At 73.3% G+C, this 24,361-nt stretch carries 25 protein-coding genes and 1 pseudogene; 16 read left to right on the top strand and 10 right to left on the bottom strand.

Annotation, left to right across the window (positions count from 1 at the left end; translation table 11 throughout):
* Positions 1-177 precede the first annotated feature (177 nt).
* Complete coding sequence (locus AB0J21_RS03850) at positions 178-645, bottom strand: YbjN domain-containing protein (RefSeq protein WP_363144683.1); 468 nt, start codon at positions 643-645, stop codon at positions 178-180.
* Between the two features lie 241 nt (positions 646-886).
* Positions 887-2,242, bottom strand: coding sequence for a D-inositol-3-phosphate glycosyltransferase (gene mshA / locus AB0J21_RS03845; protein WP_363144188.1), 1,356 nt, complete (start codon positions 2,240-2,242; stop codon positions 887-889).
* 354 nt (positions 2,243-2,596) lie between these two features.
* On the opposite strand from mshA, the gene AB0J21_RS03840 reads away from it, so the two are divergent.
* The 3 genes from AB0J21_RS03840 to AB0J21_RS03830 all read left to right on the top strand — a co-directional run bounded on the left by AB0J21_RS03840 (position 2,597) and on the right by AB0J21_RS03830 (position 7,341).
* Positions 2,597-3,433: a class I SAM-dependent methyltransferase gene (locus AB0J21_RS03840; protein WP_363144187.1), complete on the top strand. Its 837-nt coding sequence runs from the start codon at positions 2,597-2,599 to the stop codon at positions 3,431-3,433.
* 341 nt (positions 3,434-3,774) lie between these two features.
* The gene (locus AB0J21_RS03835; protein WP_363144186.1) at positions 3,775-5,295 is read left to right on the top strand and encodes an NlpC/P60 family protein; all 1,521 of its coding nucleotides are present in this window, start codon (positions 3,775-3,777) and stop codon (positions 5,293-5,295) included.
* Between the two features lie 366 nt (positions 5,296-5,661).
* Entirely contained in the window at positions 5,662-7,341 is a 1,680-nt protein-coding gene (locus AB0J21_RS03830; RefSeq protein ID WP_363144185.1) for a SpoIIE family protein phosphatase, read from the top strand.
* A 37-nt stretch (positions 7,342-7,378) separates the two neighbouring features.
* Here the strand turns inward: AB0J21_RS03830 and AB0J21_RS03825 are convergent, their stop codons facing one another.
* The 3 genes from AB0J21_RS03825 to AB0J21_RS03815 all read right to left on the bottom strand — a co-directional run bounded on the left by AB0J21_RS03825 (position 7,379) and on the right by AB0J21_RS03815 (position 9,391).
* Positions 7,379-7,714 (bottom strand): DUF2516 family protein, encoded by a 336-nt coding sequence (locus tag AB0J21_RS03825; protein WP_363144184.1) that lies wholly within the window; start codon positions 7,712-7,714, stop codon positions 7,379-7,381.
* A gap of 368 nt (positions 7,715-8,082) precedes the next feature.
* On the bottom strand, positions 8,083-8,871 hold the full coding sequence (locus tag AB0J21_RS03820; RefSeq protein ID WP_363144183.1) for a hypothetical protein: 789 nt from the start codon (positions 8,869-8,871) through the stop codon (positions 8,083-8,085).
* Positions 8,872-8,971: 100 nt separating this feature from the next.
* Positions 8,972-9,391: a helix-turn-helix transcriptional regulator gene (locus AB0J21_RS03815; protein WP_363144182.1), complete on the bottom strand. Its 420-nt coding sequence runs from the start codon at positions 9,389-9,391 to the stop codon at positions 8,972-8,974.
* 213 nt (positions 9,392-9,604) lie between these two features.
* On the opposite strand from AB0J21_RS03815, the gene AB0J21_RS03810 reads away from it, so the two are divergent.
* The 3 genes from AB0J21_RS03810 to AB0J21_RS03800 all read left to right on the top strand — a co-directional run bounded on the left by AB0J21_RS03810 (position 9,605) and on the right by AB0J21_RS03800 (position 12,137).
* Positions 9,605-10,117, top strand: a complete 513-nt coding sequence (locus AB0J21_RS03810) for an NUDIX domain-containing protein (RefSeq protein ID WP_363144181.1) — start codon at positions 9,605-9,607, stop codon at positions 10,115-10,117.
* Between the two features lie 340 nt (positions 10,118-10,457).
* A complete protein-coding gene (locus tag AB0J21_RS03805) occupies positions 10,458-11,543 on the top strand; it encodes a MerR family transcriptional regulator (protein ID WP_363144180.1) in 1,086 nt (361 codons plus the stop codon).
* Between the two features lie 72 nt (positions 11,544-11,615).
* On the top strand, positions 11,616-12,137 hold the full coding sequence (locus AB0J21_RS03800) for an AAA family ATPase (RefSeq protein ID WP_363144179.1): 522 nt from the start codon (positions 11,616-11,618) through the stop codon (positions 12,135-12,137).
* A gap of 90 nt (positions 12,138-12,227) precedes the next feature.
* On the opposite strand, the gene AB0J21_RS03795 is transcribed toward AB0J21_RS03800, so the two are convergent.
* A complete protein-coding gene (locus AB0J21_RS03795) occupies positions 12,228-12,599 on the bottom strand; it encodes a VOC family protein (protein ID WP_363144178.1) in 372 nt (123 codons plus the stop codon).
* 271 nt (positions 12,600-12,870) lie between these two features.
* Positions 12,871-13,857, bottom strand: coding sequence for a LysR family transcriptional regulator (locus tag AB0J21_RS03790; RefSeq protein ID WP_363144177.1), 987 nt, complete (start codon positions 13,855-13,857; stop codon positions 12,871-12,873).
* A gap of 222 nt (positions 13,858-14,079) precedes the next feature.
* Between AB0J21_RS03790 and AB0J21_RS03785 the strand changes: the two genes are divergently transcribed.
* From AB0J21_RS03785 to AB0J21_RS03775, 3 genes are all read left to right on the top strand, one after another.
* The gene (locus AB0J21_RS03785; RefSeq protein ID WP_363144176.1) at positions 14,080-15,483 is read left to right on the top strand and encodes an MFS transporter; all 1,404 of its coding nucleotides are present in this window, start codon (positions 14,080-14,082) and stop codon (positions 15,481-15,483) included.
* A gap of 68 nt (positions 15,484-15,551) precedes the next feature.
* Positions 15,552-15,962: a class I SAM-dependent methyltransferase gene (locus tag AB0J21_RS03780; RefSeq protein ID WP_363144175.1), complete on the top strand. Its 411-nt coding sequence runs from the start codon at positions 15,552-15,554 to the stop codon at positions 15,960-15,962.
* A gap of 33 nt (positions 15,963-15,995) precedes the next feature.
* A complete protein-coding gene (locus tag AB0J21_RS03775) occupies positions 15,996-16,313 on the top strand; it encodes a hypothetical protein (protein WP_363144174.1) in 318 nt (105 codons plus the stop codon).
* Between the two features lie 148 nt (positions 16,314-16,461).
* Here AB0J21_RS03775 and AB0J21_RS03770 read toward each other — a convergent pair.
* Together AB0J21_RS03770 and AB0J21_RS03765 are read right to left on the bottom strand one after the other, a co-directional pair.
* Positions 16,462-16,582, bottom strand: a pseudogene (locus tag AB0J21_RS03770) (winged helix-turn-helix transcriptional regulator); the annotation flags it as partial.
* Positions 16,583-16,662: 80 nt separating this feature from the next.
* Positions 16,663-17,028, bottom strand: coding sequence for a helix-turn-helix domain-containing protein (locus AB0J21_RS03765; RefSeq protein ID WP_363144173.1), 366 nt, complete (start codon positions 17,026-17,028; stop codon positions 16,663-16,665).
* A 114-nt stretch (positions 17,029-17,142) separates the two neighbouring features.
* Here AB0J21_RS03765 and AB0J21_RS03760 point away from each other — a divergent pair, with 114 nt between their 5' ends.
* Entirely contained in the window at positions 17,143-17,751 is a 609-nt protein-coding gene (locus tag AB0J21_RS03760; protein ID WP_363144172.1) for an NAD(P)H-binding protein, read from the top strand.
* A 97-nt stretch (positions 17,752-17,848) separates the two neighbouring features.
* On the top strand, positions 17,849-18,667 hold the full coding sequence (locus AB0J21_RS03755) for a nucleotidyltransferase domain-containing protein (RefSeq protein WP_363144171.1): 819 nt from the start codon (positions 17,849-17,851) through the stop codon (positions 18,665-18,667).
* Positions 18,668-18,880: 213 nt separating this feature from the next.
* Here AB0J21_RS03755 and AB0J21_RS03750 read toward each other — a convergent pair whose 3' ends face one another.
* Positions 18,881-19,489: a TetR/AcrR family transcriptional regulator gene (locus tag AB0J21_RS03750; protein ID WP_363144170.1), complete on the bottom strand. Its 609-nt coding sequence runs from the start codon at positions 19,487-19,489 to the stop codon at positions 18,881-18,883.
* Between the two features lie 133 nt (positions 19,490-19,622).
* Between AB0J21_RS03750 and AB0J21_RS03745 the strand changes: the two genes are divergently transcribed.
* The 5 genes from AB0J21_RS03745 to AB0J21_RS03725 all read left to right on the top strand — a co-directional run bounded on the left by AB0J21_RS03745 (position 19,623) and on the right by AB0J21_RS03725 (position 24,234).
* Positions 19,623-20,345 (top strand): virginiamycin B lyase, encoded by a 723-nt coding sequence (locus AB0J21_RS03745; RefSeq protein WP_363144169.1) that lies wholly within the window; start codon positions 19,623-19,625, stop codon positions 20,343-20,345.
* A 415-nt stretch (positions 20,346-20,760) separates the two neighbouring features.
* On the top strand, positions 20,761-21,729 hold the full coding sequence (locus tag AB0J21_RS03740) for an aldo/keto reductase (RefSeq protein ID WP_363144682.1): 969 nt from the start codon (positions 20,761-20,763) through the stop codon (positions 21,727-21,729).
* Positions 21,730-21,795: 66 nt separating this feature from the next.
* A complete protein-coding gene (locus tag AB0J21_RS03735) occupies positions 21,796-22,407 on the top strand; it encodes an O-acetyl-ADP-ribose deacetylase (protein ID WP_363144168.1) in 612 nt (203 codons plus the stop codon).
* Between the two features lie 343 nt (positions 22,408-22,750).
* Entirely contained in the window at positions 22,751-23,677 is a 927-nt protein-coding gene (locus AB0J21_RS03730) for a hypothetical protein (RefSeq protein ID WP_363144167.1), read from the top strand.
* A 65-nt stretch (positions 23,678-23,742) separates the two neighbouring features.
* Positions 23,743-24,234 carry a MarR family winged helix-turn-helix transcriptional regulator gene (locus AB0J21_RS03725; protein ID WP_363144165.1) on the top strand — a complete coding sequence of 164 codons (492 nt, stop codon included), beginning with the start codon at positions 23,743-23,745 and terminating at the stop codon, positions 24,232-24,234.
* Positions 24,235-24,361: the final 127 nt, after the last annotated feature.

Raw genomic sequence — 24,361 nt, 5'->3', positions numbered from 1 at the left:
GCACCACCATCACGTTCACAAGCCAGGCATTCAGCAAGAAGACGGGGCTGCACCGACACTGGCGACGAGCGTGAACTGACGTTTCCGGGCGTCGAGTTCACGTCACCCGGGCCACCAGCCGCGAGACCTCCTCCTCAGGGGCTCGTACGTTCGCCGTGCGGCCGGGTGCGGCCGGGATCAGTCCCGTTCGCCCGTCAGGTGGCTGAAGGCGGCGAGGTTGCGGGTCGACTCCCCGCGCGAGACGCGCCACGCGTACTCCTTGCGGATCGCGTCGGCGAAGCCGAGTTCCAGGAGGGTGTTGAAGCTGCCGTCGGCGGCTTCGAGGACCGAGCCGAGGAGGCGGTCGAGTTCTCCGGGGGTCACGGCGGCGAGCGGGAGTTTGCCGTTGAGGTAGATGTCGCCGAGCGGGTCGATCGCGTAACTCACGCCGTACAGCTTGAGGTTGCGCTCCAGCAGCCAGCGGTGGACGGCCTCGTGGTTCTCGTCGGGGCGGCGGATCACGAAGGCGTTGAGGGAGAGCGAGTGGCGGCCGACGATGAGGGACACCGTCGTCGAGAGCTTGCGGGTACCGGGGAGGGTCACGACGTACGTACCGGGCCGGGGGCTCTCCCACTCCAGCTCGGCGTCCCTGAGGAAGGCGTCCAGTACGTCGGTGTGCGTCTGCGCGCCGGTGCTGTGCGTCTGCGTGCCGGAACGCGCCTGCGTGTTGCTGTGGCGCTCGGGCGCCTCGGCGCCGCCCGGTCCCTCGCCCGGTCCGCCGCCCGGTCCCTCGCCCGGTCCGCCGCCCGGTCCCTCGCCCGGTCCGCCGCCCGGTCCCTCGCCCGGTCCGCCGTCCGGTCCCTCGCCCGGTCCGCCGTCCGGTCCGTCCGTTCGCTGTCGCCCCTGCTCAGCCATGGTGCGAGCGTACGCGACGGCGTCGTTCCTGCATGGCGGCGGCGTAGACCTCGGCGGTCTCGGCGGCCGCCGTGTCCCAGCCGAAGGACAGGGCGTGCCGGGCGGCCGCCTCCCCCATGCGCGCGGTCAGCTCGGGGGCGTCCACGAAGCGGGCGAGGCGCTGCGCGTAGTCGGCCGGGTCGTGTCCCTGGACGAGGAAGCCGGTGACCCCCTCGCGTACGGCGACGGGCAGTCCGCCGACCGCGGCGGCGATCACCGGCGTACCGGCCGCCTGCGCCTCGATCGCGACGAGGCCGAAGGACTCGCTGTACGAGGGCATGACCAGCACCGACGCGGCGCGGAACCAGTCGGCGAGCTGCTCCTGGCCGACCGGCGGCTGGAAGCGGACCACGTCGGCGATGCCGAGGCGGGCCGCGAGCTTGTGCAGCCGTTCGGGCTTCGCGAGCCCGCTGCCGGAGGGACCGCCGACGACCGGGACCACGAGGGAGCGGCGCAGCTCGGGCCGCTCCTCCAGCAGGACGGCGACCGCGCGCAGCAGTACGTCGGGCGCCTTGAGCGGCTGGATGCGGCCGGCGAAGACGGGGACGAGGGCGTCCTGCGGCAGGCCGAGGCGCGCGCGGGCGGCGGCGCGGCCGTCGGCGGGCCGGAAGCGGTCGAGGTTGACGCCGGGGTGGACGACGGCGATCCGGCCGGGGTCGGCGTCGTAGTACCGGGCGAGTTCCCCGGCCTCCTCGCTCGTGTTGGCGATGAGCCGGTCGGCGGCGTCCACCACCTGGGTCTCGCCGATGACGCGGGCGGCGGGCTCCGGGGTGTCGCCCTCGGCGAGCGCCGCGTTCTTGACCTTCGCCATGGTGTGCATCGCGTGCACGAGCGGCACGCCCCAGCGTTCGGCGGCGAGCCAGCCGACGTGCCCGGACAGCCAGTAGTGGGAGTGGACCAGGTCGTAGTAGCCGGGCCGGTGCCCGGCCCAGGCCCGCATCACGCCGTGCGTGAAGGCGCACAGCTGCGGCGGCAGGTCCTCCTTGTTCAGCCCTTCGTAGGGCCCCGCGTCGACGTGGCGGACGAGGACACCGGGGGCCAGCTCCACGGCGGGCGGCAGCGCGCCCTCGGTGGCCCGGGTGAAGATCTCGACCTCGATGTTGATCGCGGCGAGCCGCCTGGCCAGCTCCACGATGTAGACGTTCATACCGCCCGCGTCGCCGGTGCCCGGCTGGTGCAGGGGCGAGGTGTGCACGCTGAGCATCGCGATACGGCGCGGCTGCCTGCGGCCCTGTCCCGGCAGGCGCAGCCGGGGCGCGGGCGTCCGCGTCGGCGAGCGCAGCCCCAGCTTGGTCACGTACTGGCTCACGTGGCGGTCCTCCTTGCTGCGGGCATGACGACGGGCGGGTACCCGCTTCCGCCGCGCGTCCCACGCGGCGCCGCGTCACGCGCGCCGCGAGGTCCCGGCCGCGCGTCCCACGCGGCCTCGGGACTCCCGCGACCGCCCGTACGCGGTACGAGACGGAAACCGGCCCGTCAGCGCAAACACCTGAACCGCTGAGTCCATTTCCCGGCGCGCGCCCCGGGCGGCTTCTTTACCCAACCATTACCGCGCGGGCTCAACCTTCTTGGCACCGAGACCGTGGCGGGCTCCCGGTGAGTGCCGCCCAGACCGTAGCGGGCTCCCGGTGTGCGCGGGCGCGGGCCGCTTACCCTCGTAGCCATGACCTCGCGCGCCGCCTCCCGGCCTGTCGGGACTGTGACGCGCGGGACGACCAACCCGAACCGGCTGCGTCGTATGGACCGCTGGATCGCCCACACCCTCGGCCCCGCCCTGCGCGCGGCCGCCGCGCCCGTCGCCGTCGACCTCGGGTACGGGGCGGCGCCCTGGACCGCCGTCGAACTGCTCGGCAGGCTGCGCACGGCGGGCCCCACGCCCTCCCGTCCGGCCCGGGTCCGGGTCGTGGGCATCGAGATCGAGCCCGCGCGGGTGGCCGCCGCCGCCCCGTACGCGCGCGAGGGCCTCGTGTTCCGGCACGGCGGTTTCGAGGTCCCGCTGCCCGGGGACGTACGACCGACGCTGATCCGCGCCGCGAACGTCCTGCGGCAGTACGACGAGGAGCAGGTCGCCGGGGTCTGGGAACGGCTGCGTGGGCGGCTCGCACCGGACGGTCTGCTGGTCGAGGGCACGTGCGACGAGATCGGCCGCCGTCACGTGTGGGTGGCCCTGGGCCCCGAGGGTCCGCGCACGGTGACCTTCGCGACCCGGCTCGGCTCCCTGCACCGCCCCTCCGACCTGGCCGAACGCCTCCCGAAGGCCCTCATCCACCGCAACGTGCCCGGTGAGCCCGTGCACGCCTTCCTGCGCGACGCCGACCGCGCGTGGGCGGCGGCCAGCCCCTACGCCGCGTACGGGGCCCGGCAGCGGTGGATCAGGACGGCGCGGACCCTGAGCGCCGACTGGCCCCTGACCGGCCGCGAGACCCGCTGGCGCCAGGGCGAACTGACGGTGCGGTGGGACGCGCTGGCACCGACGAGCGGGGCGCTCGCGGGGGCGTGAGGGGGGCGGGCGGCGGGGAGCCCTCGCCGCCCGCCCCCGCCAGGTGGCGGTCCGCGTCCGGGTGATCGACGAGACAGCGGGGAATCCTCCCGCGCCTCTGTCGCACCTGGGGCCCGACATGGCACTATCCGAGATGGTTACCACGGGTAAGAAACGGTTGCCGTACGAGAGCGGAGCGGCAGGAGCGGGCGAGGGACGGCGGCGGACAGCCGACGACAGCCACGGAGTACCTCAGGGGGCACAGCGTGACGCGTGACAACGGGCGGCGGCCGGAGTCGGACGGGCGTGGGCGTTCAGGACCCGGCGCGGGTGCGGCCCGTGGGGACGCGGGTGCGGCTCGCGTGGGCGCGCCCCGGCTGTCCCGGCGGGGCCGGCTCCTCGCGGCGGTGGCCGTCGTGTGCGCGGTGACCGTGCTGTCCGCCCCGGGTGCGGCCTTCGCCGCGCCCGTTTTCCCCGGTGACGCCCACGGCACGCACACCGCGGCCAAGGAGTCCCGCGAGACCCTGACCAACGCGCAACTGGAGGCGGTGCGCACCCGTATCGACGACCTGTACCGCAAGGCGGGCCGGGCGACGGAGGCGTACAACGCGGCCGAGGAGCGGCGCGCGCGGCAGTCGGCGCAGGTCGACCGGCTCAGTACGCGCGTCGCGCGCGGCGAGGAACAGATCGCCGATCTGCGCGAGCGGATCGGTGCCGCCGCCCGCGCGCAGTACCGGGACGCCGGCTCCGGGTTCACCGTCGAGGAACGGCTGCTGCTGAGCGACGACCCGCAGGACTTCCTGGACAACTCCGAACTCGCGCGCCAGGGGCAGCGCGGCAGCACACTCCTGCTGGACCGGCTGGACCGTACGCAGAAGCAGCTCGCCGCCGACAAGAAGGACGCCTCCGCTCTCCTGGAGCGGCTGGAGAAGTCGCGCGCCAAGAAGGCCACCGCGCGCAAGGAGGTCGAGAAGCAGATCGACGCGGCCGAGCTCCTGGAGTCCCAGCTGGAGAAGAAGGAGAAGGAGCGGCTGCGGAAGCTGGAGGAGGCCGCGGCGGCGAAGGCGCAGGCCGGCTGGATCGATTCCGGCGCCCTCAAGAGCGGGGACGCGGGGACCGGCGGCGGCGGGTCCGGCGGGGCGGCCGCCGGCTCGGTCGCGGGCGCGAGTGCGCAGGGCGCCAGGGCCGTCGCCTACGCGACCGCCCAGCTCGGCAAGCCGTACGTGTGGGGCGCCGAGGGTCCCGGTTCCTTCGACTGCTCGGGCCTGACCTCCCAGGCCTGGCTCGCGGCGGGCCGCGCCATCCCGCGCACCTCGCAGGAGCAGTGGCGGCAGCTCACCCACGTCGACGTCACGCAGATGCGGCCGGGCGACCTGATCATCTACCACTCGGACGCGAGCCACGTCGGCATGTACATCGGCGGCGGCCGCGTCATCCACGCCCCGCGCCCGGGCCGGAACGTCACGGTGGCGGGCGCCGGCTCCATGCAGATCCTCGGCGTCGTACGGCCGGACCCGCAAGCCGAGTCCCTCGCGGGCGGCGACAAGGCGGCTGCGGACGGGGCCGGTGCCGGGACGGCGGACGGAGCGGGAAAGCCGCGGGCGCGAACGGCTAACCCGGGCGGCAAGACTGCGGACGGGAAGACCCCGGACGGGAAGACTCCGGACAAGAAGCGGACGCGGGCGCCCGGGAAGTCGGGCGCCACGACCCCGCCGACGGAGCCGACGGAGCCGACGGACAATCCGGGACCGGCGAAGAAGCCCAGCAGGGCGGAGGAGTCCGGGGCGGGGAAGAGCGGGACCGGTAAGGACGGGAGCGCGGCCGGAACCCCGGACGCGGGGAAGCCCGGTACCGCCGGGACGGACGACGGCAAGGCGGAGTAGCCGCCCGCCGCACCCCGCACCCCGCGTCCCGCACCTCGCACTCCGCGTCCCGCACACCGCACCCGGCCGCGCCGGAAGGCCGCGCACCCCGCCCCCGCCGGGAGGTGGGCGCGCCCGAGTGACGTCACGCGCCGGAGGACGTGACGCAGCCCACGAAACCCTTCCCGGTTGCGGGGCTTCGGCGTGACCTTCGTCATCCGGGGGGCGGTCGGCTCGTCCGTAAATGCGCTGCTGGGGGCGGCATATGACAGCTGCCGCGTGTCCGGTGGCATTCCGTTACCCCGCTGGCTGCCGCTAAGGTCCCCGTCTGGTGGGGCGTCGTTCGTCGCCCCGTCATGCCCTCGGGGGAGGGAAAGGAAGCAGACGATGCCCGCATCCGGGAACGGAAGCGGACGGCCGGACCTGCCCGGACCGCCGTCCACCGCCCCGTCGGCGCACCCCGGCCCCGTCACCGCGCGTGACGGTTCGCGTCCGGCGGCCCCGGCGCCGGGGTCCGGGCTGCTCGCGCACGGTACGGCCCAGGCGGCCGGCCCCGCCCACGCCCCCGAGAACGTACGAGGAGCGCATATCGCCCCGCAGCACGCACCGGTCCCGCCCACGACGGGCGACCGGACGGCCCGGACGCCGCAGGAACGGGACCCGGGCCGGGGACCGGAGCAGGAACAGGGCCGGGCCCCGGTCGAGAGCCGGGAACAGGTCCCGGGCCGGGAACACGGGCAGGAGGCGCCGCACACCTCCCGGGAGGGCGACGCCCTCTCCGCCCCGGCGCAGTCCCCGCTCCCCGCGACCCCGCCCACCGGCGGCGGCAGCCTCACGCTCCTGCTCGTCGAGGACGACCCCTCGGGCGCGCTGAGCATCCCCGACATGCTGGACGCCTCGGGCAAGCCCATCAGGGTCCGTACCGCCCGCAACCTCACCGAGGCGAGCCGGCTGCTCACGGACGACGTGCACTGCATCCTGCTGGACCTCAACCTGCCCACCGGCAGGGCGAGTACGGCCGGACAGCCGGCGGGAGCGGCCACCGCGACCGGGGCCGGTCAGCAGGACCGGGACGAGGCGGACGCCGAGGCGGCGGCCGACGACGAGCTGACGGCCCTGCACCGCGTCCTCGACCTCGCGCCCCGCCATGCCGTCCTCGCGCTGACCTCCTCGGAGGACGTGGAGCGCGGGACGCGCGCCGTACGGGTCGGAGCGCAGGACTTCCTGTTCCGCGACGAGCTGGACGGGCGGGTCCTGAGCCGCGCCATCCGGTACGCGGTGGAGCGCAAACGGGCCGACGCGGCGCAGCGCCAGCTCACCGAGGGCCGGTTGCGCGCCCAGGAGAACGCCCGGCTGGAACGCGGACTGCTGCCGACTCCGCTGCTGGAGGGCTCGACGCTGCGCTTCGCCGCGCACTACCGCCCGGGCCGCTCGCGCGCGCTGCTCGGCGGGGACTTCTACGACACGGTGCGCACGCCGGACGGCACGGTGCACGCGATGATCGGCGACGTCAGCGGGCACGGCCCCGACGAGGCGGCGCTCGGCGTGGAACTGCGCATCGCGTGGCGGGCGCTGACCCTGGCCGGGCTGTGCGGGGACCAGTTGCTGTCGACCCTCCAGCAGGTCCTGGAGCACGAACGGGACGACGAGGAGATCTTCGCGACCCTGTGCACCGTCGACATCAGCGCGGACGGGCGCCGGGCGGGCCTGTGCCTGGCCGGGCACCCCGCGCCGCTGGTCACGCGGGGCGGGGGCCGGGCGGAACTGCTCCCGCAGGACTCGAACGGCCCGGCGCTGGGCCTGCTGCCCCGGGCCCGCTGGCCGCGCAGCCAGGTGGAACTGGGCGGCGACTGGAACCTCATGCTGTACACCGACGGCCTCATCGAGGGCCGCGTCGGGCAGGGCACGCTGCGGCTGGGCCAGGAGGGCATGGTGGGCCTGGTCCGGGAACGGATGCGGGCCGGTCTGCACGGCGAGGAGCTGCTGGAGTCGACCGTCAGCCGGGTGCGCGACCTCAACGGCGGGGAGCTGACGGACGACGTCGCCGTCGTCCTGCTGTCCCGCTGAGCGCGGCCCCGCCGAACAGCCGGCCGCGGCGGGTGGCTCAGCGGCCGCCGTTGTACGGGCCGTAGGGCCCGTCACTGCTGGAGCCGCCACGGCGCCGGCCGCTGCCCCCGGTGATCTGCTTGAGGGCGGGCCGCACGTCGACGGTGTACACGATGACGGCGACGAGCCCGATCAGCGGCAGGAACGACAGGATCGGCAGCAGCAGGCTCACGACCAGCGCGAGACCGAGGACGATCGCCCAGAACGGCTTGGTCTTCTTGTCGGCCGCCCGGAACGCGTCCTCCCGCCGGAAGAGGCTGTCGAGGAACGCGAAGGCGCTGAAGAGGATCAGCGCGATCGACAGCAACGACATGAAGTTGCTGAAACCCTGCATCAACACGATGGTCACCGTCCGGTTCGACTGATTCTCCGGCTTCGCCGCTGCTTCTTGCGGTTCGCCGCTGCTTCTCGCTGCTTCGCCGCTGCTTCTCAGCGGACGCGCCGGGTGGCTGCCGGCCAGGGGCCGGGACCGCGACACTGACTGCCCACCCACCGTACCGGGAAGGCCCGACAAGGCCGTCGAGGCGCAGCAGCGGCAGCCGCCCCACGACGGTGGCGGGCCCGGCGGACACGCACCCCGCGGCACATGTGTGCGGGTACGTACGCACCCGCACCACCCGCACGGGGACGTACGTACCCACCTCCGGCCTCACGCACTCGCGGCGCACCCCCGGCCCGGCCCCGTCCGGTGCTCACCGTTCGTCACTGCCCGGCGACGGTGCTCCCGCCCTCGCCACCCTCACTCGGGACGTCCTTCGTCGCGCCGTCCTTCTTCGGGGTGTCCTTCTTCGGGGTGTCCTTCGTCGCGGCCGACCGGGCGGCGGGCCTGGCGGCCGGTTTGGCGGCACGCTTCGCGGCGGGCTTGGCGGCCGGGGCCTTGCGCGCACCGGCCGGCTTGCGCGCAGCGGGCACCTCCTCGGCCGGGTCGGTCGCCACCTTGGGCGCGGTGGCCGGGGTGGGGGCGTCGTCGAGTCCGGCGTCCGGGTCGGTGGCGACCTTGGGCGCGGAGGGGGCGGGCGCGTCGGGCTCGACGACGGCCGCGACGTCCACGATGTCCTCGGCGGCCTCCCCGCGCCAGGTCCGCACGGTCTTCTCGCCGTGCTCGGCGACCTTGTCGTAGGTCTCCTTGGCGCGCACCGCGTACTCGGCGGCGAGCCCGACCCCGCGCAGCGCGAGGCCCTGCGCGGTCTCCGCGATCCGCTTCACCTCGGCCTCGCGGGCCTCCCGGGACCCGAGGGTCCCGAGGACCTCGGTGACCTTGGCCTGCACGAGCCCCTGTGCCTCCTTGGCCCGCGCGGCGGCCCGGTCCTGGACCTCCTTGGGGTCGGTGGCCCGGACGGCCTCGAACCGCGCGGGCGCCTCGGACCGCACCTGCTCGATGAACTGCGGGAGCCGCAGCGCCTGCTGGACGGCGAGATCGGCGGTACCGGCGGCGAAGTAGAGAGGGGTCGGGTCGGTGAGGGTCTTGCGCAGGTCTTCGGTGATGGCCATGGCGTGGTCCTCCCGGAACACAGTGCGAGATGAGGGTGGTTGGGCAACACGTCCGCCGGGCGCAGGAATTGAAGCGTCTCCCGGACGAACGACGCGGCGCCTAACCGGCTTCGGTGGCGTCGGTGGCGACGTCGGACGGGGACGGAGGCGCGGGTGCGGGCCGGGCCTCGTTCACGAACCCGTTCTCCCGGCGGAAGGACTCGTAGATCTGGAGCAGCGTGTCCTTCTGCCGCTCGGTCAGCGAGGGATCGGCGAGCAGCACGGCCCGCGTACCGACCTCGGCACGGTCCCGCTCGTCGAGGATCCCGGCCTGCACGTACAGCGTCTCGGCCGAGATCCGCAGCGCCTTGGCGAGCTGCTGCAGGATCTCCGCACTGGGCTTGCGCAGCCCGCGCTCGATCTGGCTCAGATACGGGTTCGACACCCCGGCCGCCTCGGCGAGCTGCCGCAGGGACAACTGCGCGGACCGCCGCTGCTCCCGCAGAAACCCACCAAGGTTACCGACATTGAGCGTTGCCATGCCCCCTACCCTGCCCCACCCCCGCTAACTTTTGCAAGCACTTGCTTGCAGGAGTGCGCTTCGCCACTGGGGGCGGATGAGTGAGGCTGAGCACGCCAGGTGCCGTATGTGCACGGCAACTGTCGCGATCCCGGTCCGGCTTCCTCGCGCAGGTGCTCTTGGGCCGGTTCCGCAGGGCGCCGAGAAGCGGCGCTGTCGGTGGGCTCTGCCAGGGTGTCCGTCGTGGACGAACTGGTGGAGCGTGTCGACGATCTGGATCGCCTGCTGGGGGTGGTGGCCAGCCGTCGGCAGGCCATCCGGGAGGGCTGGCTGCACCGGGTGGCCGTGACGGTGTGTCGTGATGAGCGGGGGCGGATCCTCGTCCATCGGCGGTCGGTACAGCTGTCGCGCTTCCCCGGGCTCTACGAGGTGGTGGTCGGTGGCGCCGTAAATGTCGGCGAGTCCTATGAACAGGCCGCCGCACGGGAGCTGGCCGAAGAGCTGGGTATGTGTGTGCTGCCGCGCTTGCTGTTCACGTTCCTCAACCGCAGCGGCCTGAGCCCGCACTGGCTCGGCGTGCACGAAGCCGTGGCGCCGTACGCCGTGGCCGCCGATCCTGACGAGGTCGCCTGGTACGGCTGGCTGACCGGGCCGGAGCTGCGGTCGGCCCTGCTGGAGTGGCGCTTCACCCCCGACAGCCACGAAGCCTTCAGCCGGTATCTCGCGTTCCGGGCGGCGCAGTCCTGACCTTGCCCGCCTCGCGGGATGAGACGCCCGCTGGCAGCAAGCGCGGTGCACGCCAAGAACTAAGCGACTCTGACGACAGTTGTCATGCTCAGCAATCCAGAACTCAGGGTTCCGGTGGAGAGTCCGCCGGAACAGACGCCGAAAGCTCATTGGGCACACGATGAGATGATCTTTCATGTCCTGGGGGGACGTGCTCTCCTTCGCAGGTTCTGGCTCACGACCCGCGGAGCGGAACGGGAAGGCCCTTCGCCCCGACGAAGCTCCGGGTTGACCTTCCCCCTGGGGGAGCCCGCAGCATCGGTGGGGCCGGGCGCCGTGTCCGGTGCGAGGAGGGACGGGCATGCGGTTGCTGACCATCGGGGCGTTCGCGAAGGCGTCCCGGCTGTCGCCGAAGGCGCTGCGGCTTTACGACGAGCTCGGTCTGCTGACGCCCGCCCGGGTCGATCCGGTGACCGGCTACCGCCGCTACGCCCCGGAGCAGCTGGAGCAAGCCCGGCTGGTCGCCTGGCTCCGGCGCCTGGGGATGCCGCTGGCCCGCATCCAGCACGTCTGCACGCTGGAGGCAGGCCCGGCAGCCCGGGAGGTCCGCGCGTTCTGGGCCGAGGTCGAGGCCGACACCGCCGCGCGGCGGGACCTCGCTTCGTTCCTCGTCGGCCATCTGTCCTGGAAGGACCCCGCTGTGTCTCCGACTGCCAAACCCCTGGGCATCCGTTACGCCGCTCTTTCCGACACGGGCCTTGTCCGTGAGAGCAACCAGGACACCGCCTACGCAGGGTCCCGCCTGCTCGCAGTCGCCGACGGCTTCGGCAGCGGAGGAGCCCCCGCGAGTGCCGCGGCCGTCGACGCGCTCAAGCGCCTCGAAACCGAAAGCATCCCGGCAGGCGATCTCCTCAACCTCCTGGAGGACGCCGTCGAACAGGTCAAGCAGGCCGTCAACGGCGTCGCCCGACCGGCCTCATCGTCCGAAGAGGCCGGCACCACACTCACCGCGATGCTGTGGACCGGCTCACAACTGGCCCTCGTCCACATCGGCGACTCCCGCGTCTACCTCCTGCGCGACGGAGAGCTGTTCCAGATCACCCACGATCACACCATGGTGCAGTCGATGGTCGACGAAGGACGCCTGACCCCGGAGGAAGCCGCCTCCCACCCCCAGCGGTCCCTGTTGCTACGAGCCCTGGGCCAAGGAGCCGATGGCACCCCCGACATGCGTCTGCACGACGCGCGGCGGGAAGACCGCTACCTGCTCTGCTCCGACGGACTGTCGACCGTCGTGCCGACCGATGAGATCCACCGGGTGCTCTCCGAGATCAGTGAACCCGAGCAGGCGGTCCGCGAACTCGTCGCCCTCGCCAACGGCTCCGGCGGCCCCGACAACGTCAGTTGCGTGGTCGCCGACGTCATGGAGCAGCGGCGACAGCGGTAGTAGGAGGGCGCCGCCCCGAAGGGCTGGTCCGCTTCGCCCTTCCCGAAGCCTGTACGGGGCTAGCCTTGAGTCATGATCGTATGGCTCAACGGTACGCACGGCGCGGGCAAGACGACGACCAGCGCACTTGTGCGGCAACTACTGCCGGATTCCCGGGTGTTCGACGCCGAGAAGGTCGGCGAGACGCTCATGGACATCACGCCGGGGCTGCCCGCGACGGACAACTTCCAGCACTGGCCGCCGTGGCGGCCCCTCGTGGTCGAGACCGCGCGCCGCGTACTCGACTACGCGGGCGGCACCCTGGTGATGCCCATGACCGTCCTGGTCGAGCGGTACTGGCGGGAGATCAGCGCCGGGCTCGCCCAATACGACATCCCCGTGCGGCACTTCGTACTCCACGCCGATCAGGAGACGCTTCTCGGCCGCATCAACGGCGACACGGTGATGGGGCCTTCCTCCTTTCGACTCCACTACCTTGAGCCCTACGCCGAGGCGGCCCGTACCTGGCTGCACGCCGAGGCGGAGGTGGTCGACACCACGCACCTGACGCCTGCCGAGGTCGCCCGGCGGATCGCGGAGGCCGTCAAGGGCTGAGGCCGGGAGGCCGCACCGGACCGCTCGGACACACCGGACCGCTCGGACACACCGGGCCGGGCGGCCGTACTACGCCGGGTGGCCTTCCGCTCAGCCTCTGACGATGCAGAAGGGGTGCCCGGCCGGGTCGGTGAGCACCCGCGCCTTGACCCCGTGCGGCTGGTACTCCGGCACGCCCGCACCCAGTTCGAGCAGCCGGGCCTCGGCTTCCTCCAGGTCCTCGTCGACCTTGAAGCAGATGTGCAGTTGCTGGGGGACGGTCTGGCCGGGCCAGCGCGGAGCCCGGTAGTCGTCGACCCGCTGGAAACCGATGAGGAGTCCGTCCTCGCGGTTGAGGCCCGCGAAGTCGGCGTCCGACTCCGGGTGGAGTTCGAGTCCCATGGCCTGCTGGTAGAACGCCGCCAGAGCCAGCGGATCGGGGCAGTCCAGGTTGATCGCGCTCAGCTTCATCTGCGGGGGCATGGCACCTCCGGGTCGGAACGGCCGAAGACCGGCTGACGGGTCTTTGCGCTGCACACCTTAGGGGGTTCCGGTGCCCCGCCCCCGGCTACGGCGTCAGCACGACCTGCCGAAGGGGCCGACGCCTGACCGTGGGCGAGTGGTGTCCCCGTTCAGCCGGCACACCAGCTCCCGGCCTCGCCGGACGCGCGGCCGCGCACGGCGGCGACCCCGCGCGCGAGGGCGCCCGGCGCCACTCCTCGTCGGCCACGGTCTTCGGCGGCGGGCGGTCACGTCACCCCGCGCCGGACTCGTCCGGCGGGTGTGGGGTTTGCGTCGTCGCGGTGCTGCGTGGGGGCGGTGCCCAGGACGGGCGCCACACTTGCCCGGGGAGCGGTGGCAGGCTCCCGAAGTGGTCGAGGACCGCGCGGAGTCCGGGGTGCGGGGCGGCTCGGGGGAGGATCAGCGAGAGCGGGTACGCGAGTGTCGGGTTCACGATCGGGATGCGGCGCAGGTCGTGGCCGGCCGGCCAGAGGTACCGGTCGCGCGAGCCCACGAGGGTCGCGACGTCGGCGGAGTCCGCGAGGACGTCGAGCAGCACCTCGTTGCCGAAGTTCGGCCCGGCGGCGTCGACACGGAGGCCGAAGTGGGTGGCCAACTCCTCGTAGAACTCGCCCCATTCGCTGCGCGGCGCGATGCCCGGCACCCAGATCCGGTGCGGGCGCAGCTGGGACGGGGTCAGGGTGCGCGACGAGGCCAGCGGGTGGCGCGGGCCGACGAGGAGTTCCAGCGGGGAGTCGAACGCGTGGATCATGCGCAGTTCGCGCGGCAGGTCGGCCGGGTCGGTGACCGAGCGGAACGAGGCGTCGACGTCGCCGGCCTGGACGGCGGCGACCGCCAGGCGCGGATCGTTCACCCTGAGGGTCACCACGTCCAGATCGGTCTCGGGGTGCGAGCTCCAGTAGTCGTGCAGGAGGACGGCCTGCGCCGACCGCAGGCCGAGGACGTCGATCCGCAGGGCCCGCGAACCCGGCCGGATCGCGGCGACCGCGCGGTCGACGCCCGCGACGACGGCCCTGGCGTGCGGCAGGAAGGCCTGGCCGTCGAGTGTCGGCTCGACCCCTCGCGCGGTACGGGTGAACAGGCGGACGCCGAGTTCGCGCTCCAGGGCCGCGACCCGCTTCGACACGGCCTGCTGTGTGACGCCGAGCTCGTCGGCCGCGTGCCGCAGCTGCCCCAGCTCCGCCGCACGGACGAACGACCGCACCGCCTCGGTATCCATGAGTCCAGCCTAGCTCTGCCCAACCATTGGTTGTGTCACTCGCGAGGGATGGTTGTTTGATCAGGGGATGGTGAGGCTGGTGGGATGTCTGGAGTCGACCATTGGTTGTGCGCCGGAGCCCCGGAGCCCGCCCTGGAGCCCTGGAGCCAGGCGGCCAGGTGGCCAGGTGGCCAGGTGGCCGGCGCGCGGGATCGAGCGAGATCGAGTGGAGGGCGGAGCCGGATGCGCGTGGGGCTGGGACGCGGTGCGCGCGGCGGGCCGGACGGCACGGCGCGCCCCGTCGGGCCGGGAAACGGTGCCCACCTCGTCGGGCTGGGACGCGGTGCGCGTGTGCGGCTGGGGCGCGAGTTCGACTGGCTGTGGTCCGCCTATGCCGTCAGTACGTACGGGACGTGGACCGCCTTCGGCGCGTTCCCGCTCATCGCGGTCCGGGTGCTGCACTCCTCGGCCTTCGCCGTGTCGCTCCTGGAGGCGGCCGGGCTCGCCGTCGCGGCCGTCGTCGCGTTCTCGCTCGGGCCGTGGGTCGAGCACCGGGCCAAGCGGCCGGTGATGATCGCGATGGACCTGGTCCGGTTCGCCGCTATGGCGAGCGTCCCGGTCGCGTACGTCCTCGGCCTGCTCTCCTACGGCCAGCTGCTGGCCGTCTCGGTCGTCTCCGGGGCCGCGAACCTCGCCTTCACCGCCGCGTCCGGCGCGTATCTGAAGTATCTCGTACCTCGCGGGCAACTCCTCGTGGCGAGTGGGAGGTTCGAGGGCACGAGCTGGGTGGCGACCGCGGTGGGGCCGCCCCTCGGCGGTGCGCTGACCGGGGTGCTCGGCCCGGTCGTCACCGTCCTGGCCGACGCCCTCAGCTACCTGCTGTCCGCGTTCGGGGTCCTGCGCATCCGCGGCGGCGACGTCGCGGCGCCCCGTGCGGAGGCCGGCGGGCCGCGTGGGGCCCGTCTTCTGGGCGGCTGGCGGTTCATCCTGCGCGATCGCACCCTGCGGGGCCTGTTCCTCAACTCCGTCCTGGTCGGCGGCCTGATCATGGCCACAGCCCCGCTCCTGTCCGTCCTCCTGCTGGGCCAGTACCACTTCCCCGCCTGGCAGTACGGTCTCGCCTTCGGCGTCCCGGCGCTCGGCGGCTTCGTGGGCGCCCGCCTCTCCGCGCGCCTCGTGGCCCGCTACGGCCAGGACCGGGTCATGTACGTCTCCGGCTGGCTGCGGTCGGTCTTCCCGCTCGGCCTCGTGTTCGTCCGTCCCGGCGTCCCGGGCCTGCTCGTGGTGATCGTGGTCGAAGGTCTGCTGATCACCAGCATGGGGGTCTTCAACCCGATCTACGCGACCGAACGACTGCACCGCACTCCCGCGGACCACGCCGCCCGGATCCTCAGTACGTGGAGCGCCGTCGGCAAACTCCTCCAGGCCGCCCTGATGGTGGTGTGGGGCGCTCTCGCGACCCTGACCAGCCCACTGGCCGCGATCGCCCTGTCCGGCGTCCTCCTGCTCGCCACCCCGCTCCTGCTGCCCGGACGGCCCCGCCCGACCGCCGCCGCGCCCGCCGAGCCGGCCAAGGCCACCGAGCCCGACGCGCCGACCTCGCCGACCTCGCCGACCTCGCCGACCGAGGAGGCCCGGTCCGCCTGACGAGGCCCGGTCCGCCTGACGAGGCAGGTCCCTGGCCTCCGCCCGGCACAACTGCTGTGCTTGGCTCCATGGACAACGCATCCACCGGCCGCGCGCCGGCGATCTACGACCACATCGGCATCGGGTACAGCCATGTCCGGGTCCCCGATCCCCGGCTGCACGCGCTGATCAGCGGGGCCCTGTCGGGCGCCCGCACCGTCGTCAACGTCGGCGCGGGCGCCGGTTCCTACGAGTCCGAGGACGCCGAGGTGACGGCGGTCGACCCCGCGCAGGTCATGCTCGACCAGCACCCGGGGGCCGTGAAGGTGAAGGCCAGTGCGGAGCAACTGCCCTTCCCCGACGCTTCCTTCGACGCGGCGATGGCGGTCATGACCATCCACCACTGGCCCGACCCGCATCGCGGGCTCGCCGAGCTGCGCCGCGTCGCCCGCAGGCAGGCCGTCTTCACCTGGGACCCCGCACACGAGCCCCGACTGTAGCTGCTCGACGAGTACTTGCCGGAGATCCGCGAGATGGAGCACGCCCGCTTCGCCCCGCTCACCGAGGTCGCCGAGGCGCTCGGCGCGCACACCGTGCTGCCCTTCGACGTCCCGCACGACTTCACGGACGGCTTCCAGATCGCCTACTGGCGCCGGCCCGAGTTCTTCCTCGACCCGGTCGTCCGGCAGGCCAGCTCCACTTTCGCGCAACTGCCCGCCTCCGTCGTGGAACCGGCGATGGCCCGCCTGCGCGCCGACCTCGACTCCGGCGCCTGGCACCGCCGCCACGCCGACCTGCTCGCCCGGGAGACGATGGACTACGGCTACCGGCTGCTCATCGCCGGGGAGTGAGGCGGCTCCTTCGTGCGAGGCCGGTGCGCCTGACGCGCCGCCGCCGCGCTCGGTGTGCCCGACGGGGCACGGGCCTGCGGGGCGGGTTCCGCGCGCGTGGGGCGCTGCCGAGTTCGCGACTGAAGCCGGTCAGTGGGTAGACGCGCTACAGGGGCGGCACGTCGTGCGCTTCCCTGCGTCAGGAGCCCGTCCGCATCCATCTCGCGGAGCGTCTGCGTCAGGGTCTTCTCGCTGAGGCCCGGCAGCCTGCGGCCGGTTCAACCAGGCCTGTCGGTTCAGGGCCCGGGGCACGTCTCGGACGGGCCGGTGGGACACCGCCCCGTCCGCCGCTCAACCGCCGCCCGGGCCGCTACGGCGCGCCGTCCGTCCCGTTCCCCGCCGGGGGCGGGGCGTGGCCCGAGTGCTCCAGGTCGAGGGCTACGGTGCGGACCGCGTGGACGATCGGCAGCAGTCTGCGGCCGAACGGGGTGAGCGCGTACACCGTCGACTGCCTGCTTCTCGACTCCGTCACCCGGCTGACGACGCCCGCGTCGACGAGCTTGCGCAGCCGGCTGGTCAGGGTGACCGCGTTCACCTTCGGGATCGCTCGCTGGAGTTCGTTGAAGCGCAGCTCGGAGTCCTCCAGCGTCATGACGACTGCCAGCGTCCACAGGTCGCCGACGACCGACAGGATCTCCATGCACCGCGCTGTCCCGGGGTCCTCCGCCTGCTCCATGACGCCCATCATCCTAGACCGCCGTGCTAGCTTGACCAGTAAGCATTCTTTAGCGGTTGCGTGGTTGCTGGTTTCACTCGCTCACTGGTTCCCGTAAGGATGGTGTCCGCCCTCATGAGGCTCACGATTTTCGGCGCGACGGGACGGATGGGCCGGCTGCTGGTGCGGCAGGCCCTCGACGCGGGGCACGAGATCACCGCATACGCCCGGACGCCCGCCAAACTCGGCATCACCCACCCTGAACTCCGCGTGATACACGGAGAGTTGGACGACGAATCGGCGATCCTCGAAGCGGTCCGCACCGCGCACACGGTCATCGAGGGGGTCGGCTCGGAGAGCGCCGCCACCCGCCGGATCATCGCCGCCATGGACTCGGCGGGCGTGCGCCGGTTCGTGGTCGTGTCCACGTGCAGCGCCCCCGACCCGCAGGACCGGCCCGACCTGAAGGTGCGGGCCCTCGTCCGGCTGGTCAGGACGGCGGCGCCCCGGCCCTGGGCCGAGGTGCGGGCGGCGGCGGAGGCGGTACGCGCGAGCGGCCTGGACTGGACGCTGGTCCGCGTGGCCAGACTGAACGACGAGCCCGCCACCGGCGACGTCAGGGCCGGGTACTACGGCCACGGCGTCGTGGGGCTCTCGATCAGCCGGGCCGACATGGCGGCCTTCCTGCTCGGCCGGGCCACTGACGGGACCTACGTGCGCGCGGCACCGGCCATCAGCAACTGAAGTCCAGGGACGCCCCGTTGCGTGTCGGCGGCGCCCCGTCCCCGCATGTCCCGCAATTCCGTCGCTGTCGGCGCTCCCACCCGGCACAATCTCCCGTATGGAGCGCTGGGTGCGGATGGCGAAGCGGCTGACCTCCGAGGTCGACGGGGTGGTCGGGGTGTGTCTCGGGGGCAGCCGGGCGCGCGGGGCGCACGCCCCGGACTCCGACGTCGACCTCGGGCTGTACTACCGCGGCCCGCTGGACACCGGGGCCCTGCGCCGGATCGCCCGCGACCTCACCGGGGAGCACGTCGAGGCCACCGAGCCCGGCGGCTGGGGCCCCTGGGTGGACGGCGGGGCGTGGCTCACGGTCGACGGGACGCGGGTCGACTGGATCTACCGGGACCTCGACCGCGTACGGCGCGTCCACGAGCAGTGCGAGGCGGGGCGGTTCGAGGTGGGGACCCAGCCGGGGCATCCACTCGGTTTCTACTCCCCTACGTACGTGGGCGAGTTGGTGCTCGGGCGGGTGCTGTCCGATCCCGACGGGGAACTGGGCGGGCTGCGCTCGGTGGCGAGCCGCTACCCGGCCGCGCTGTCCGCCGCACTCGTCGACAACATGCGGTGGGAGGCCCCGTTCATCCTCGGCGGGGCCCGCAAGGGGGCCGCGCGCGGGGACGGCTTCTACGTCGCCGGGTGCCTGTTCCGCGCGGTCGGGCTGCTCGTCCAGGGACTGCACGCGGGCTCGGGCACCTGGGTGCTCAACGAAAAGGGCGCCGTCCGGTCGGCCGGTGAACTCCCGCTCGCACCACCCCACTTCGCCGCCCGCGCACACGCCGTGTTCGCCTCCCTCGGCACCACCGCGGACACGCTGGACCCCGCCCTCGACGAGGCGGACCGCCTCACGGCCGAGGCGTGCCGGGCGCTGGGCGTCTGACCTCGGGCGCTGGGCATCTCGGCCCCTCGGCCCGGACGGCGAAGGTTCGGACGGCGATGGTTCCGGACGGCGATGGTTCCGGACGGCTGGGCAGTCACGGGGAAAGACCCGTTCGCTGCACGGCTCGTTCACGTCGCGAGGGCCCCGGCACGTCGCAAAGGCCCCCGGTTTCCGCCGTGAAGGCTCCGGTTCACGTCGTAAAGGCCCCCCGATTTACGCCGTGAAGGCTCCCGCCGCGCCCGCGAGCGCCGCCGCGCGGGCCGCGCGGGCGGGCAGGTCCGGGGCGGGGGCGGTGCGCAGCAGGACGAGTTCGTGGTAGAGCGGGGCGGTTCCCGCCACGAGCAGCCGCCGCGCCTCGGTGCCGGGCGGGAGTTCGCCGCGCCGTACGGCCCGCTCGACGACGGGCGCGCAGCGCAGGTACCGGTCCGCCCAGAATCGGCGCAGCGCCTCCGCGGCCTGGGCCGACCTGAAGGAGGCCGCTATCAGGGCCCGCGTCACCGGCGGGTTCTCGGCGAGGCCCGCGAGCACCTCCTCGTTGAGCGCGGTCAGATCGCCCTCCAGCGAGCCGGTGTCACGGGGCTGCCAGTCGTCGCCGCCCGCCGCGTCGAACACGTCCGCCAGCAGGCCGCCGATGTCCCGCCAGCGCCGGTAGACGGACGTCCGGTGCACCCCGGCACGTTGCGCCACCGCGTCGACGGTGAGGGCGTCGTAGCCCCGTTCCACGAGCAGCGCGCACACCGCCTCCAGGACCTGGGCGCGTACCCGCGCGCTACGGCCGCCGGGGCGGCGTACGGGCTCGCCGGCCTGATCAGGTGCGTTCACGGACCAATTCCATTGCTCGGCGGACGGGACACGTGCCATCATCCTAGGCCGTTAAAGCTACGGATGTCGCTATAGCCTTTCGGAGGCAGTCATGCCCGCTCCCCCGGGTCCTGTGCCCGCTGCTCCGCCCCCGATGCACGGTTCCGTCCGGCGGGTGGCCGTACGGCGGGTGCGCGTGGACGAGGCCGGCTCGGGACCGTACTCGGTCGCCGCAGGGGCGGACGGAGCGGTGTGGTGCACCTTGGTCCACGCCGGACGCGTCGGCCGACTCGCTGTCGGTGGAGGTGAGTTCACGTCCTACGCCCTCGACGATCCGGGCTGCCGGCCCTCCGTCCTGACCCCCGGTCCCGACGGGGCGCTGTGGTTCACGCGGGGCGGCGATCACCGCATCGGGCGCGTCGACACCGGCGGCCGGTCCCGGTCGTACGACCTGCCCGCCCCCGGCTGCGGGCCGTACGGGATCGCTCCCGGCCCCGACGGCGCCCTGTGGTTCACGGAACTGAGCGGCGACCGGATCGGGCGGATCACCACGGGCGGGGTGGTCCGGGAGTTCCCGCTGCCCGGCCCCGGGGCCCGTCCGCACGCCATCACCCCGGGTCCGGACGGCCGTTGCTGGTTCACCGAGTGGGCGAGCGGGCGGGTCGGCGCCATCGACCCGGAGGGACGCGTCGAACGGTTCGGACCACTGGGCGAAACGGACTCGGAACCGCACGGACTGTGCTTCGCCCCGGTCGAAGGGGCCGCCGGTGCGGGCGGGCGCCTCGGTCTGTACGTCGCCCTGGAGGCCGGGGAGATCGCGGTGGTGGAGACCGGGCACGGCGGCGAGGGCCGGGGCCGCGCCGGCACCCCGGTCTGAGTGCGGGCGGGTGGCGCCGCACCTGCCGGACACGCTGACGTGCACCGCGTGATGACGGAGCTGGGCGCCCGCGGCCGCGCCCAACCGTTCGTCATCGCCTGCCGGACGGGCCCGGTCCGGACGACTCCACCCGCACCGCACCGCGCCGTGACCACGGGCGCCGGGCGGGCCGGTCCGGGCAGGGCGGGACCGCCCGCCGGTACGGACCGGACCGGGAGGCCGGCCCGACAGGGCTGGGGGAGCCAGCCGGACCGGGCCCCGGACCATTGACGGAGCAGTGACCTTCGGCGGACGATCAACCCTGACCTGACTAACCTGGTTCTGCCGCACCCCAGTTGGGCTCCCACCCGTGGGCGCGGCGGCGGCCGGGGCTCCGGCAGGAGCCACCACCACGGTGAACGAACGGGGAATCGGCATGCGCGGGAAGCGGCTCGGGAAAACCGACGTGGAGATCACCGAGGTCGGGTTCGGCGGCGGACCCCTCGGCGGGCTGTTCCAGGAGGTGGCCGAGGACACGGCCGCCGAGGCGCTGGAGGCCGCGTGGGCCGGTGGTGTCCGCTACTTCGACACCGCGCCGCACTACGGCATCGGCCAGTCGGAGCGCCGCGTCGGCGCGTTCCTGCGCACCCTGCCCCGGGACACCTTCACCTTCTCCACCAAGGTCGGCCGGCTCCTCGTCCCGCAGGACCCGGCGGGCGGGCTCGACGGCGCCTTCAAGGTGCCCGCCACGCATCGCAGGGTCTGGGACTTCACGCGGGACGGCATCCGCCGCAGCGTCGAGGACTCCCTGGGCAGGACCGGCCTGGACCGCATCGACGTGCTCTACCTGCACGACGCGGAGGACCACTTCGAGGACGCGCTGCGCGAGGGCTTCCCCGCCCTCGCGGAACTGCGCGCCGAGGGCGTGGTCGGCGCCGTCGGGGCCGGTATGCACGACGACGCGAAGCTCAGCACGCTCGTCCGGGAGACCGACACCGACGTCGTCATGCTGTCCGGCCGGTGGACCCTGCTGGAGCAGCGCGCGCGGACCGGCCTGTTGCCGCTGTGCGCCGCCCGGGGCGTGTCGGTCGTCGCGGCCTCCGTGTTCAACTCCGGTGTGCTCGCGGCCCCGCAGCCGCCCGCGGACGCCTCGTACGACTACGCCCCGGCCACCCCCGGCCTCCTCCAGCGGGTCCGCAGGATCGCCGAGGTCTGCGAGGCCCACGGTGTGAACCTCCCCCAGGCAGCGATGGCCTTCCCGCTGCGGCACCCGGCCGTCGCGGGCATCGTCCTCGGCATGCGGACGGCCGCCGAGGTACGCACGAACCTGTCGGGTTTCGGCGTGGACGTACCGGACGCGCTGTGGCCGGACCTGCGCGCGGCGGGGCTGATCCTGGACCTGTGAGCGCTTGAGAGCATGAGCTTCTCAGCGTCTCAGCGTCCGGGCCGGTCCCCTGGCAGGATCGGCCCCATGAGCGACGACAGCGAGCGCAACGGGACCGGGGAAGAGCGGAAGGACGGCCGTCCCGACGTCGGCGGGACACGCGAGGGCGGGACACGCGGGGGCGCAGCACCCGGGGCGGGCCCGCGCCTCACCGTCGTCCTCGGCGACATCACCCGGCAGGACACGGACGCGCTCGTCAACGCGGCCAACTCCTCCCTCCAGGGCGGCGGCGGCGTGGACGGCGCGATCCACCGCGCGGCCGGCCCCGAACTCGCCCGCGCGGGGCGGGACATCGCCCCCTGCGGGTCGGGCGACGCGAAGGCCACGGGCGCGTACCGGCTGGACCCGCCGGTACGGCACATCATCCACACGGTGGGCCCGGTGTGGCACGGCGGCGGCAAGGGGGAACGCGCGGCGCTCGCCTCGTGCTACCGCCGCTGCCTGGAGGTGGCCGAGGAACTCGGCGCCCGCAGCCTCGCCTTCCCCGCCATCTCGACGGGCGTCTACGGCTTCCCCGCCACCGAGGCGGCCCGCATCGCCGTCGACACGCTGCGCTCCACACCGACCGAGGTGACGGACGTCCGGCTCATCGCCTTCGACCAGTCGGCGTACGACCTGCTGTCCGCAGCGCTGTCCTGACCGGCGGGACGGGTACGGAGGACCGGGGCGGCACCCGCGTGGTGGTGCGCAGCACGGCGTACGAAGAGGCACGAAGGCGAACAGGGTGCCGACATCCTCGGCCACCACCCACGGCGCGACGCTCGCACACCTCTCGGGCGCGCCGCTCCCCGCCGCTGGGGTGCCGAACGCCGGCCCGCTGGAGGACGGCTCCGGCCCCCGGCACGGCGACGAGACCTCTCGCCGGTCCGACGCGGACGCAGGGGCGGGCGCGGGCGCGGCACTACGGTTCGGTTGCCCCGTTTGAGTGAAATATGCTACCTCGTACGGAAGTTGAACGTTTCCTCGCGTTTACTCTCCGGCCATGGTCACGTCCCCGCACGAGGCGTCTCACCGGATCTTCCAGGACCGGCCCGAGCTCCTCTCGCCCGTCTTCCGCATCCTCGACGTCCCGCTTCCACCGAAGATCACCGTCGATGTCCTGTCCGCAGACGTCACGGAGATCCGCCCCCTCGAACGCCGGGTCGACAGCGTGCTGCGCGTGTCCCCGTCCACCGGGGAGGAGTTCCTGCTCGCCATCGAGGCACAGGGACGCCGCGACAAGGCGAAACCGGCGACCTGGGCGTACTACCTCGCCTACCTCATGGCCAAGTACGAGTGCCCCGCACTGCTCCTGGTCGTCTGCCAGGACCGGGGCACGGCCACGTGGGCCTCGGCCCCGGCCCACCTGGGAACGGACGGGTGGTCCGCTCTGATCCTGCGGCCACTCGTCCTCGGCCCCGACAACGTGCCCGTCATCACCGACCCGGCCGAGGCGGCCAGCGATCTGGCACTCGCCTCGTTCTCCGCGATGACACACGCCCGGCACCGGCAGGTACCGGACATACTGGAAGCACTGTCCGAGGCGCTGAGCCTGGCGGACCCCGAGTCCGTCAAGTACTACTCCGAACTACTGGAAGTCGGCCTGGGGCACACCCCGGCCCGAGACACATGGAGGAAGCTGATGCCAGGCACCTACTTTCCCGGGCGGGGGACCCTCATCGAGGAGACCTACCTCGAAGGAAGGGGCGAGGGGCGCGAGGAAGGCAGAGCCGAAGGGGTCGCGCTCTCCGTTCTGCGTATTCTCCGGCTTCGCGGGGTCGACGTGCCCGAGCCGGTGAGTGCACGCGTCCTCGCCTGCACGGACCGCCCGACGCTCGACGGCTGGCTCGACCGCGCCCTCACCGCCGGCCGCGTCGAGGACCTGTTCACCGACGCCGAGGAGCCGGCCCCGGCCACCGGCCCCCGCTGACGTTCCGGGCGCCGTTCCTCCCGTACCGGATCATCCGCCAGTGGACGAATTGTTACGCTGTGCCCATGACCGCCATGTCGCCGCGCCGTTCCGCACCGGACCTCTCGTACCTGCTCGACCACACCAGTCACGTACTGCGGACCCAGATGGCCGCCGCGCTCGGCGAGGTCGGGCTCACCGCGCGGATGCACTGCGTGCTCGTGCACGCCCTGGAGGCGGAGCGCACACAGGCCCAGCTCGCCGAGCTCGGGGACATGGACAAGACGACCATGGTCGTCACCGTCGACGCGCTGGAGCGGGCCGGGCTCGCCGAGCGACGGCCTTCCAGCGTCGACCGGCGCGCCCGGATCATCGCCGTCACCCCCAAGGGCGCCGAAGTCGCCGCGCGCAGCCAGGAGATCGTGGACCACGTCCACACCGAGGCCCTCGCCTCGCTCCCACAGAAGCCCAGGGAGGCCCTGCTCTCCGCACTGACCTCCCTGACGGAGGGGCACCTCGCCGACGTCACCGAGGCGCCACCGGTCACGCGCGGGAGCGCCAGGCGGCCACGGCAGTAGCAGTAGGAGCCGCCGCCCGCACGACACCTCCCCGCATAACGCCTTCCCGCGCCCCCCACCTCGACCCGTCATAGATAGTCTGCAACGGGACCATCTGCTACGGTCGCTCCTGTCGTTCTTCCTTCCC

The sequence above is a fragment of the Streptomyces sp. NPDC049954 genome, from assembly GCF_040656295.1.
Lineage (GTDB): Bacteria > Actinomycetota > Actinomycetes > Streptomycetales > Streptomycetaceae > Streptomyces.
Note: the sequence above shows the minus strand (reverse complement) of the source record. Positions and strands in the feature narration are given on the sequence as shown.

Excerpts from the sequence above, each read along its gene's own strand:
- AB0J21_RS03760 (WP_363144172.1), top strand. The coding sequence starts at position 17,143 with ATGAGGCTCACGATTTTCGGCGCGACGGGACGGATGGGCCGGCTGCTG.
- AB0J21_RS03805 (WP_363144180.1), top strand. The coding sequence starts at position 10,458 with ATGCGGTTGCTGACCATCGGGGCGTTCGCGAAGGCGTCCCGGCTGTCG.
- AB0J21_RS03755 (WP_363144171.1), top strand. The coding sequence starts at position 17,849 with ATGGAGCGCTGGGTGCGGATGGCGAAGCGGCTGACCTCCGAGGTCGAC.
- AB0J21_RS03795 (WP_363144178.1), bottom strand. The coding sequence starts at position 12,599 with ATGCCCCCGCAGATGAAGCTGAGCGCGATCAACCTGGACTGCCCCGAT.
- AB0J21_RS03775 (WP_363144174.1), top strand. The coding sequence starts at position 15,996 with ATGGAGCACGCCCGCTTCGCCCCGCTCACCGAGGTCGCCGAGGCGCTC.
- AB0J21_RS03725 (WP_363144165.1), top strand. The coding sequence starts at position 23,743 with ATGACCGCCATGTCGCCGCGCCGTTCCGCACCGGACCTCTCGTACCTG.
- AB0J21_RS03745 (WP_363144169.1), top strand. The coding sequence starts at position 19,623 with ATGCACGGTTCCGTCCGGCGGGTGGCCGTACGGCGGGTGCGCGTGGAC.
- AB0J21_RS03830 (WP_363144185.1), top strand. The coding sequence starts at position 5,662 with ATGCCCGCATCCGGGAACGGAAGCGGACGGCCGGACCTGCCCGGACCG.
- AB0J21_RS03840 (WP_363144187.1), top strand. The coding sequence starts at position 2,597 with ATGACCTCGCGCGCCGCCTCCCGGCCTGTCGGGACTGTGACGCGCGGG.
- AB0J21_RS03780 (WP_363144175.1), top strand. The coding sequence starts at position 15,552 with ATGGACAACGCATCCACCGGCCGCGCGCCGGCGATCTACGACCACATC.
- AB0J21_RS03730 (WP_363144167.1), top strand. The coding sequence starts at position 22,751 with ATGGTCACGTCCCCGCACGAGGCGTCTCACCGGATCTTCCAGGACCGG.
- AB0J21_RS03800 (WP_363144179.1), top strand. The coding sequence starts at position 11,616 with ATGATCGTATGGCTCAACGGTACGCACGGCGCGGGCAAGACGACGACC.
- AB0J21_RS03740 (WP_363144682.1), top strand. The coding sequence starts at position 20,761 with ATGCGCGGGAAGCGGCTCGGGAAAACCGACGTGGAGATCACCGAGGTC.
- AB0J21_RS03825 (WP_363144184.1), bottom strand. The coding sequence starts at position 7,714 with ATGCAGGGTTTCAGCAACTTCATGTCGTTGCTGTCGATCGCGCTGATC.
- AB0J21_RS03735 (WP_363144168.1), top strand. The coding sequence starts at position 21,796 with ATGAGCGACGACAGCGAGCGCAACGGGACCGGGGAAGAGCGGAAGGAC.
- AB0J21_RS03820 (WP_363144183.1), bottom strand. The coding sequence starts at position 8,871 with ATGGCCATCACCGAAGACCTGCGCAAGACCCTCACCGACCCGACCCCT.
- AB0J21_RS03765 (WP_363144173.1), bottom strand. The coding sequence starts at position 17,028 with ATGGAGCAGGCGGAGGACCCCGGGACAGCGCGGTGCATGGAGATCCTG.
- AB0J21_RS03815 (WP_363144182.1), bottom strand. The coding sequence starts at position 9,391 with ATGGCAACGCTCAATGTCGGTAACCTTGGTGGGTTTCTGCGGGAGCAG.
- AB0J21_RS03790 (WP_363144177.1), bottom strand. The coding sequence starts at position 13,857 with ATGGATACCGAGGCGGTGCGGTCGTTCGTCCGTGCGGCGGAGCTGGGG.
- AB0J21_RS03785 (WP_363144176.1), top strand. The coding sequence starts at position 14,080 with ATGCGCGTGGGGCTGGGACGCGGTGCGCGCGGCGGGCCGGACGGCACG.